The 8,818-nt window shown below is 72.4% G+C and carries 8 protein-coding genes; 3 read left to right on the top strand and 5 right to left on the bottom strand.

Features of this window, described 5'->3' with window-relative positions; all coding sequences use genetic code 11:
• Window positions 1–292 precede the first annotated feature (292 nt).
• Window positions 293–1,768 (top strand): PAS domain-containing sensor histidine kinase, encoded by a 1,476-nt coding sequence (locus SSBG_RS07995; protein WP_037869215.1) that lies wholly within the window; start codon window positions 293–295, stop codon window positions 1,766–1,768.
• A 449-nt stretch (window positions 1,769–2,217) separates the two neighbouring features.
• Here the strand turns inward: SSBG_RS07995 and SSBG_RS07990 are convergent, their stop codons facing one another.
• Both SSBG_RS07990 and SSBG_RS07985 read right to left on the bottom strand, forming a co-directional pair.
• The gene (locus SSBG_RS07990; RefSeq protein WP_008745686.1) at window positions 2,218–2,475 is read right to left on the bottom strand and encodes a WhiB family transcriptional regulator; all 258 of its coding nucleotides are present in this window, start codon (window positions 2,473–2,475) and stop codon (window positions 2,218–2,220) included.
• 319 nt (window positions 2,476–2,794) lie between these two features.
• A complete protein-coding gene (locus SSBG_RS07985; RefSeq protein WP_037871231.1) occupies window positions 2,795–3,763 on the bottom strand; it encodes a diacylglycerol/lipid kinase family protein in 969 nt (322 codons plus the stop codon).
• A gap of 74 nt (window positions 3,764–3,837) precedes the next feature.
• Here SSBG_RS07985 and SSBG_RS07980 point away from each other — a divergent pair, with 74 nt between their 5' ends.
• Window positions 3,838–4,269 (top strand): hypothetical protein, encoded by a 432-nt coding sequence (locus SSBG_RS07980; protein WP_008745684.1) that lies wholly within the window; start codon window positions 3,838–3,840, stop codon window positions 4,267–4,269.
• Between the two features lie 115 nt (window positions 4,270–4,384).
• Here the strand turns inward: SSBG_RS07980 and SSBG_RS07975 are convergent, their stop codons facing one another.
• The 3 genes from SSBG_RS07975 to SSBG_RS07965 all read right to left on the bottom strand — a co-directional run bounded on the left by SSBG_RS07975 (window position 4,385) and on the right by SSBG_RS07965 (window position 6,610).
• Window positions 4,385–5,401 (bottom strand): RNA polymerase sigma factor SigF, encoded by a 1,017-nt coding sequence (locus SSBG_RS07975; RefSeq protein WP_008745683.1) that lies wholly within the window; start codon window positions 5,399–5,401, stop codon window positions 4,385–4,387.
• A gap of 238 nt (window positions 5,402–5,639) precedes the next feature.
• Complete coding sequence (locus SSBG_RS07970; protein ID WP_008745682.1) at window positions 5,640–6,053, bottom strand: anti-sigma regulatory factor; 414 nt, start codon at window positions 6,051–6,053, stop codon at window positions 5,640–5,642.
• A gap of 296 nt (window positions 6,054–6,349) precedes the next feature.
• Window positions 6,350–6,610 carry a UBP-type zinc finger domain-containing protein gene (locus tag SSBG_RS07965; protein WP_008745681.1) on the bottom strand — a complete coding sequence of 87 codons (261 nt, stop codon included), beginning with the start codon at window positions 6,608–6,610 and terminating at the stop codon, window positions 6,350–6,352.
• 460 nt (window positions 6,611–7,070) lie between these two features.
• Between SSBG_RS07965 and SSBG_RS07960 the strand changes: the two genes are divergently transcribed.
• Window positions 7,071–8,669, top strand: coding sequence for a Na+/H+ antiporter (locus SSBG_RS07960; RefSeq protein ID WP_008745680.1), 1,599 nt, complete (start codon window positions 7,071–7,073; stop codon window positions 8,667–8,669).
• Window positions 8,670–8,818 lie beyond the last annotated feature (149 nt).

Here is an 8,818-nt window from a genome sequence, read left to right as displayed (position 1 = left end):
GCGCCCCTGAAAATGGTCTAGTCCGCGCCTCGCGCGGAATCGGCTTCCGCCCTCCCCGCACAGGAGGGCGGACCGGGGGACCCGCGCTCTCTGCCCTGACCGCGCGCGTCCCCCAGGGCCACCGGGCACCGCACACCCGGCGGCTCGCGGTCCCGCGCCTCTCAGGGGCGCGCGGGCACGCCTTCGGGCTGCGGTGCCGGAGGGGCCGAGGGTCCCCTCGCGGCGCCGCGGCCCCTGGGGCGCGGGGGCACACGTTCCCCCGGGGCCCGGGTACGCTCGCCGGGTGCCCTCCATGAACGACCTCGTACGCCGGCACACGGCGCTCAGCGACTCCGATCTCGAATGGCTGCACCTGCTGGTCTCGGAGTGGCAGCTGTTGTCCGACCTCTCCTTCGCCGACCTCGTCCTGTGGGTCCCGACCCGGGACGGCACGCGCTACGTCTCCGTCGCGCAGATGCGCCCCAACACGGGCCCCACCTCGTACCAGGACGACATGGTCGGCCACCTCGTGCCGCGGGGCCGCCGCCCCATGCTCGACGCGGCGCTCGACGAGGGCCGCATCGTGCGCGAGGGCGACCCGGAGTGGCGCGAGGAGGTGCCGGTACGGGTCGAGTCGATCCCCGTGCGCCGCGAGGGCCGCGTCCTCGGCGTCATCGGCCGCAACACCAACCTGCTCACCGTGCGCACCCCGAGCCGCCTGGAGCTGAGCTACCTCCAGAGCGCCTCCGACCTCGCGCAGATGATCGCGGCGGGCGCCTTCCCCTTCCCCGACCAGCAGGTCGACATGGACGCCTCGCCGCGCGTCGGCGACGGGCTCATCCGCCTCGACGCCGAGGGCATGGTCCAGTACGCCTCGCCCAACGCCCTCTCCGCGTACCACCGCTTGGGCCTCGCCACCGACTTCGTCGGCGTCCACCTCGGCCAGGCGACCGCCGAACTCGCGCCCTCCAAGGGCCCGGTGGACGAGGCGCTCGTGAAACTCGCGAGCGGCTGGGCGCCGCGCGAGACCGAGGTCGAGGGAAATGACGCCGTCATTCAGATGCGCGCCATTCCGCTCAAACCGAAAGGCACGCACATCGGTTCCCTCGTCCTTCTCCGCGATGTGACGGAATTGCGCCGTCGCGAACAGGAGTTGATGACGAAGAACGCCACCATCCGGGAAATTCACCACCGGGTGAAGAACAATCTCCAGACCGTGGCGGCCCTGTTGCGCCTCCAGGCCCGCCGTATCGACTCCGAGAGTGGCCGGGCCGCGCTCGAAGAGGCCGTGCGCCGCGTCGGCTCCATCGCGATCGTCCACGAGACGCTGTCCCAGAACCTGGACGAGCAGGTCGAGTTCGACGAGATCGCCGACCGCGTGCTCACGATGGTCGCGGAGATCTCCCCGGGCACGGTCACGGGCCGCCGCACGGGCCGCTTCGGGATACTCGCCGCCGAGGTCGCCACGCCCCTCTCGATGGTCCTCACGGAGGTCATCCAGAACGCCCTGGAGCACGGCTTCGGGCCCGGGGACACGGGCACGGTCGAGGTCGGCGCGGTGCGCGGCGGCGGGGCGGGCCGGGACGGCCACCGGCTGCTCATCACCGTGCAGGACGACGGCGTGGGCCTCCCCGAGGGCTTCGACCCGCACCGCTCGGGCAACCTCGGCCTCCAGATCGTCCGCACCCTCGTGGAGGGCGAACTCGGCGGCACGTTCGACATGGTCCCGGCCCCGGAGCGCGGGACGCGGGTCGTCCTGGACATCCCCGTGGAGGGCGAGAAGGCGTGAACGGGACGGCCTCGCGGGCGGATTGACCTCCTGCTCCCGCCGGGCGGGTTCACCCGCGAGAGGGCACCCGGCGGGGGAGCGGGGTTGACGCGCGGACGCGCGCGGGGGAGCGCGTGCGAGCGGGGTCCGCGAAGGTGTACGCGCGGGGTCCCGCGAGGGCGGGGGCGTACGGGCAGGGTCCGCAAAGGCGGGGTCCCGCGAAAGCCGGGGGCGTACGCGCGTGCGGGGTACGGGGGTTGACGTGCGCGGCCACGACAGAGGGCCCGGCCGGTCGTCGCTGACCGGGCCGGGCCCTTCGTCGTTCACGCTATGGGGGTGTCGCTGTGGGGGTGTTGCTCGCGGTGATGGCCTCAAGGGCGTCGACCGCCTACTGCGCGCTGCGGCTCGGGGGCGGGTCGTGCGTACACGCTGTACGCGCCGCCAAGCGCCAGGCTCTTGGGGGGCTTTGTTCAGGCGGTCGCGTTGCGCGCCCGGTTGCGAGCGGCGCGGCGCTTCATCGCGCGGCGCTCGTCCTCGCTGAGGCCACCCCAGACGCCCGAGTCCTGACCGGACTCAAGCGCCCACTGCAGACACTGCTCGATAACCGGGCAGCGACGGCAGACGGCCTTGGCTTCCTCGATCTGCAGCAGCGCAGGACCGGTGTTGCCGATGGGGAAGAAGAGCTCGGGGTCTTCCTCGCGGCAAACGGCGTTGTGACGCCAGTCCATGGCTGCTACCTCTCCTTGGTATTACATGCACGTTGCTTGTGAATGTGAACGCTTTCACGAATCCCGCCCGAAGGGTGGGCCGAGCAGCCAGGTTCAAGCCTGGCCGGGTCCAGATGAGGGAGGGATTCTGGCTCTCTGTGGGGGCCGCTTGTGGGGCCCGTCCCGATCGCCATGTAGAGATTCCCAAACCTCCGGGCGGGATACAACCCCTTCCGGAAAGTTTTTTTTGATTCTTTGGTGTCAACTAGGTCACAGCCGTACTTCTATGGGGTGGATCGTGCTCTAAACGTTCGAGTGCAAGGTCTTTGCTTGCTTCCACTCACACAATCACACGCAGTGCACGGCGAACGCCTGTGAACGTCACGCTCGTGCGGAGCCCCAGGTGGTCACCGTCCATCTGAAAGGGCAGCGGAACCTTGGAATGCAAGGTGAACTCACTGAGATCATGGAGCGACACCGCGTGTCTGCCCTGCGGCCCGCGATCGGGCGAGGAACGCAGCAGCTGCGTCCCGTACTTGGTGACGGCGGCCGTGGAGAGACGGCTCAGGCCGAGCACGTCGAGCCCGGTGTCGAAGGAGGCCCCGGGGGAGGCGTACAGGGGCTTGTTGCCCAGGTAGGTCCACGGGTTGGTGTTGCTGACTATCGACAGCACCAGGTCCTCGATGGGCTCCTCGCCCACCCGTTCCAGCGTGATCCGGCCCGCCCTGCGCGCGGGCTCGTCCACGAACTGGCGGAGCAACTGCCTTACGTACAAGGCGTGCGTGGAGCGTTTGCCGCGTTCCCGTTTCTGTTCGACCCGGCCCACGACGCCCGCGTCGAAACCGAGCCCCGCGTTGAAGGTGAACCAGCGCGAGGGGACCGACTCGTCCTCGCTGCCCCGCGTCCCCGAGGCGAGACCGAGGCCGACCGTGCGTTCGGAGCGCTCGTGCAGCGCGTGCAGGATCGCGCCCGTCGCCTCCACGGGGTGGTTCGGCAGCCCGAGCGCCCGCGCGAAGACGTTCGTGGAACCGCCGGGCACGACGGCGAGGCCGGGCAGCGACTCCGGTGCCGGGCCCGCGTGCAGCAGCCCGTTGACGACCTCGTTGACGGTGCCGTCGCCGCCGAGCGCCACGACGAGATCGATGTCCGCCGCCTCGGCCGCCTCGCGCGCCAGGTCCCGCGCGTGCCCCCGGTAGCCGGTGGTCACCGCCTCCAGCTTCATCTCGCTGGCCAAGGCGTGGATCAGGACGTCGCGCGTGCGCGCACTGGTGGTGGTAGCCGCCGGATTGACCACGAGAAGAGCACGCATGAGAGGCAGGGTACCCATCGGTAGCGCCCCCCGCCCCCACGCACCCGTCGCCCCCGCCCCGCTACCCTGGCAGCGTGAGCAGCGAGCAGACCCCCACCGAACCCGCGCGGCACCCCCGGCGCCTCTTCCTCGCGACCCTCATCTGCGCGGCCGAGGCCCTCGCCCTCGCCGCCGGCGGCCTCTACGTCCTCGTCCGGGGCCTGGCCGGCTCCGGCGACCAGGGCGACACCGCGACGGTCGGCATCATGCTCGTCGTCCTCGGGGCCATCCCCGGGATCGCCGCGCGCGGCCTGTGGCGCCTGCGCCGGTGGAGCCGGGGCCCGGCCGTCATCACACAGCTCATGGGGCTCCCCGTCGCCTGGACGCTGCTCAGGACCGACAGCATGTTCATCCCCGGCGGTATCGCGCTCGCCGCCGCTTCGATCGCGGGCCTCGTCTGCCTCCTCAACAAGGAGACGACCCGGACCCTCGGCATCCGCGCCCCGAGCGACGCCGCCTCCTCCTGACGGGAACGGCGCCCGGCGGGGCGGGGCACTCCGGCCGGACGGCGCCCCACCCGGGACCGGGACCGCGCGGGGGAGTCCCGCCCGCCTCACCCCTCGACGAGTCACCCCCGACGGGTCACTCCTCCACGAGGAGCTTGTCGCGGAGTTGCGCCAGCGTCCGGGCGAGCAGCCGTGAGACGTGCATCTGCGAGATGCCGACCTCCTGGGCGATCTGTGACTGCGTCATGTTCCCGAAGAACCGCAGCAGCAGAATCCGCTTCTCGCGCGGTGGCAGGTCCTCCAGGAGCGGCTTGAGCGACTCCCGGTATTCGACGCCCTCCAGCGCCTCGTCCTCGGCGCCGAGCGTGTCCGCCACGGCGGGCGACTCGTCGTCCGTGTCCGGCACGTCCAGCGAGAGCGTGCTGTAGGCGTTCGCGGACTCCAGCCCCTCCAGCACCTCCTCCTCGGAGATGGAGAGCCGCTGGGCCAGCTCGTGCACCGTCGGCGAGCGCCCGTGCAGCTGCGAGAGCTCCGCCGTGGCGGAGGTGAGCGAGAGCCGCAGCTCCTGGAGCCGGCGCGGCACCCTTACCGCCCAGCCCTTGTCCCGGAAGTGCCGCTTGATCTCGCCGACGACGGTCGGCGTCGCGTACGTGGAGAACTCGACGCCGCGCTCCGGGTCGAAGCGGTCCACCGACTTGATCAGGCCGATCGTCGCGACCTGCGTCAGGTCGTCCAGCGGCTCCCCCCGGTTGCGGAAACGCCGCGCCAGGTGCTCCACGAGCGGCAGGTGCATCCGCACCAGCCGGTTGCGCAGTTCCGCGTACGCCGCCGACTCCGGCTCCAGCGTCCGCAAGCGGACGAAGAGCGCCCGCGCCTCGCTGCGGTCCTCGCTCTCGCGCGCGCTCCGGGCACGGGGGTGGTGCCCGCGCCCGGCCGGGGCCTCGCCGGGCACCGTCTTCCGGTCGCCCGCCGCGTCCGGCTCCTGCCGCGCGGTCTCCCCGGGCGCGACCGCGGCCGCGCCCGGTACGGGCGCCGCGGACGCCTCGCCCGCCACCGGTCCTTCCCCGTCGCTCACCGGCTGCCCGGCCGACGACGGGGCACGCCCCGTGTCATCCGGCTCGTGCTCCCCCTGTGGATACTCCTGCTCGCTCATCCGTCCCGCCCGCTCCACCGCGTCCCTGGGGTCAGGAAGACCCCCTCGCTCGTTCCCCCGTCCGCGGTCGCCCGCTCCGGGCGCTCCCGCACCGGAGCCGTCCGCCGGGCCCGGAGCCCGGCCGGGCCGCGGGGGGCCGGCCGATCCGGCCGGCCCGGTCCCGTCCGCGGTGGTTTCGCGCGCACGGTCCCGGGCCGCGTCCCGCTTTCCCTCACGCACCGGCCCGCCCCCGTCCCGCTCAGACCGGACCAGGTCCGGCACCGCGCTGCTTGTAGAGGGAGATGGACACCGTCTTGTCCTCGGACACCGACGACTCCACCTTCCCCGCGAGCGCGGACAGCACCGTCCACGCGAAGGTGTCCCGCTCCGGTGCCCGCCCGTCCGTCGTCGGCGCCGAGACGATCACCTCCAGCGCGTCACCGATCAGCCGGAAGACACAGCGGAGCACGGAGCCCCGCACCGCCTGCTGAAGCAGGATCGCGCACGCCTCGTCGACCGCGATCCGCAGATCCTCGATCTCGTCGAGGGTGAAGTCCAAACGCGCCGCGAGACCGGCCGTCGCCGTCCGCAGCACCGACAGGTAGGCACCCGCAGCCGGCAGCCGGACTTCCACGAAGTCCTCGGTCCCGGGCTCGCCTGCGATAGGGGACACCCTCACCTCCAAGGTGGTACAAGCTCTTTCGGGGCTCCGGGGGTGTGCGCCCCGGGTCACATGCCTCGTCGTTCAGCCGTGACGCTACCGCGCACCCGGGCCCCCTGTCCCGGGGACCCCCGGCCCCCGCGTCACTCGTCGTAAGACCGCGGGCACGATCGGTGGGGCGCTGCGGCGCCCTCGATCTGCGCGACGCGATGCCGGGGTGACGTACCCAGCCCCCGCCCCCTCGAACCTTCCCCGGCCCCTCGCGCTGTGTCCGCTTCGGCCCGGAACGGCCCCGGGCGGGCCGATCATCAGACCAGCGCGTTGTCCACGTAGCACCAGCGCCACTCCTCGCCGGGCTCGAACGAGCGCATCACCGCGTGACCCGTCTCGTCGAAGTGGGCGGTGGCGTGCCGGTACGGCGAGGAGTCGCAGCAGCTCACCCGGCCGCACACGAGACACTTGCGCAGCTGCACCGGGTGGCTGCCCACCTCCAGGCATTCGAGGCAGGTCTCGCTCAGCGCCTCGGGCTCCGGGTCCGGCAGCCCGGGCAGGTGGGGGCAGTCCTTCAACACCACGTGCTCCTCGTTCAGGGGCCCGGCCCCTGCCGGGACGTCAGCGACACTCCCGCCCCCACCCGGCGGCACCCGCCCATTCGCGGGGGACACCTACGTGGAGTGAGGCAAGGGGGTCAAGATTGTCAGACTACGACAGACCCGCCCGCCCCGCCCGCCACGGCTCCACCGCCCGCCCCTCCCCCCTGCGACTCCGCCCCGCCCCGTTCCCCCGGTGCCTTCCCCACCGGGCCCGTACTCCGCTCCCGGCGGGGAACACGCCACTCCCGCGCCCCGTCCCGCCCGTCCGCCCCCGGGCCCGTACCGTTCCCGTCCGTCCCCACCGTCGCACCCCGCTCCCGTCCGGCTCCCGCCCGCCTCTTCGTGTCCGGTCGCCGCCGACTCCGCCGCGTCCGCCCTCCGCCCGCCACCGCACGCCCTCCGCCCACGTCCCTCCCGAAGGAGAAACCCCGTACCCATGGACGCCCTGCCCGTGCTGCTCCTCGTCGCCGGAAGCGCCGCCGTGGCGGGAGCCGCGCGCCGCACCCCGATCCCGGCCCCGCTGCTGATCGTCACGGTGGGGCTCGCCGTCTCCTACCTGCCCGGCGTCCCGGACTACGACCTCGATCCCGAGATCGTCCTGCCGCTCCTGCTGCCCCCGCTGCTCTACACGGCCGCCGCCGACAGCTCCTACCTCGGGCTGCGCGCGCACGCCCGCGCCATCGGGCTGCTCTCCGTGGGGTACGTGCTCTTCGCGACCCTCGTCGTCGGCTACGTCATCTACCTCCTCGTCCCCGCCCTCCCGCTCACCGCCTCCCTCGTCCTCGGCGCCGTGATCGCCCCGCCGGACGCCGTCGCCGCGACCGCCGTGGCACGCAGGGTGGGGCTGCCCGCGCGGATCACGACGATCCTCCAGGGCGAGTCCCTCGTGAACGACGCCACCGCGATCACCGCGTACAAGGTCGCCGTCGCGGCGGCGGTCGGCGAGGGCGCGAGCTGGGGCAAGGGGATCGGTGAATTCCTGCTCGCCTCGGTCGGCGGCATCGCCGTCGGACTGGTCCTGATGGTCCCCCTGCACTGGATGCGCACCCACCTCACCGAGGCGCTGCTCCAGAACGGCCTGTCCCTGCTCACCCCGTTCTTCGCCTACGCGGTCGCGGAGAAGTTCGGTGGCTCCGGCGTGCTCGCCGTGGTCGTCGTCGCCCTGTACCTCGCCCACCGCTCGTGGCAGGTGGACTTCGCCACCCGTCTCCAGGAGGACGCGGTGTGGCGGATGGTCGCCTTCATCCTGGAGTCCGCCGTCTTCGCCCTCATCGGCCTCCAGCTCCCCGTCGTCCTCGACGACCTCGGCCAGTACGGCAGCCCCATCGTCATCTGGTACGCCCTGGCCCTCTTCCTGGTCGTCGTCGCGACCCGCTTCGTGTGGGTCTACCCGGCCACCTACCTTCCCCGCCTCCTCTCCGCCCGGGTGCGCCGCCGCGAGCCCGAACCCACCTGGAAGGGTCCCTTCGTCATCGGCTGGGCGGGGATGCGGGGCGTCGTCTCGCTCGCCATCGCGTTCTCCGTCCCGGTCACCGTCCACGACGGATCGGACTTCCCCGCCCGCAGCCTGATCCTCTTCCTCACCTTCACGACCGTCATCGGCACCCTCGTCGTCCAGGGCCTCTCGCTGCCCCCGCTCATCCATCTGCTCCGGCTGCCGCAGCGCGACGCCCGCCGGGACACGCTCATCGAGGCACAGGCCCAGAGCGAGGCGTCCACCGCGGCGGAGGAACGCCTCGAAGCGCTCCTCGCCGACGAGGCCAACACCCTCCCCGGCCCGCTCCTGGACCGCCTGCGGACAGTCCTGGAACGCCGCAGGAACGCCCCCTGGGAACGCCTCGGCGCCGTCAACGACGAGGGCGAGTCCGCCGACGACACCTACCGCCGCCTCTCCCGCGAGATGATCGGCGCCGAACGAGCCGTCTTCGTGGAACTCCGCGACCACCGCCGCATCGACGACGAAATGCTCCGCACCCTCCTGCGCCGCCTCGACCTGGAGGAGGCGGCGGCGTACCGGGAGGAGAGCGGGGACTGAGGGGGGTGGGGGTGGTGGGGCGAGGGGGGCGGCACAAGGATGTCCGTGGGCCTGGACAGTCCGCAGAAACGGCAGGTCGCCGTGTCGGGGGAGTCCTCCTCGGTAGGCAGTCCCGTCCTGGAGCCCTCGATCACCAAGGCGAGCTTTTC

The organism is Streptomyces sp. SPB074 (genome assembly GCF_000154905.1).
Lineage (GTDB): Bacteria > Actinomycetota > Actinomycetes > Streptomycetales > Streptomycetaceae > Streptomyces.
Note: the sequence above shows the minus strand (reverse complement) of the source record. Positions and strands in the feature narration are given on the sequence as shown.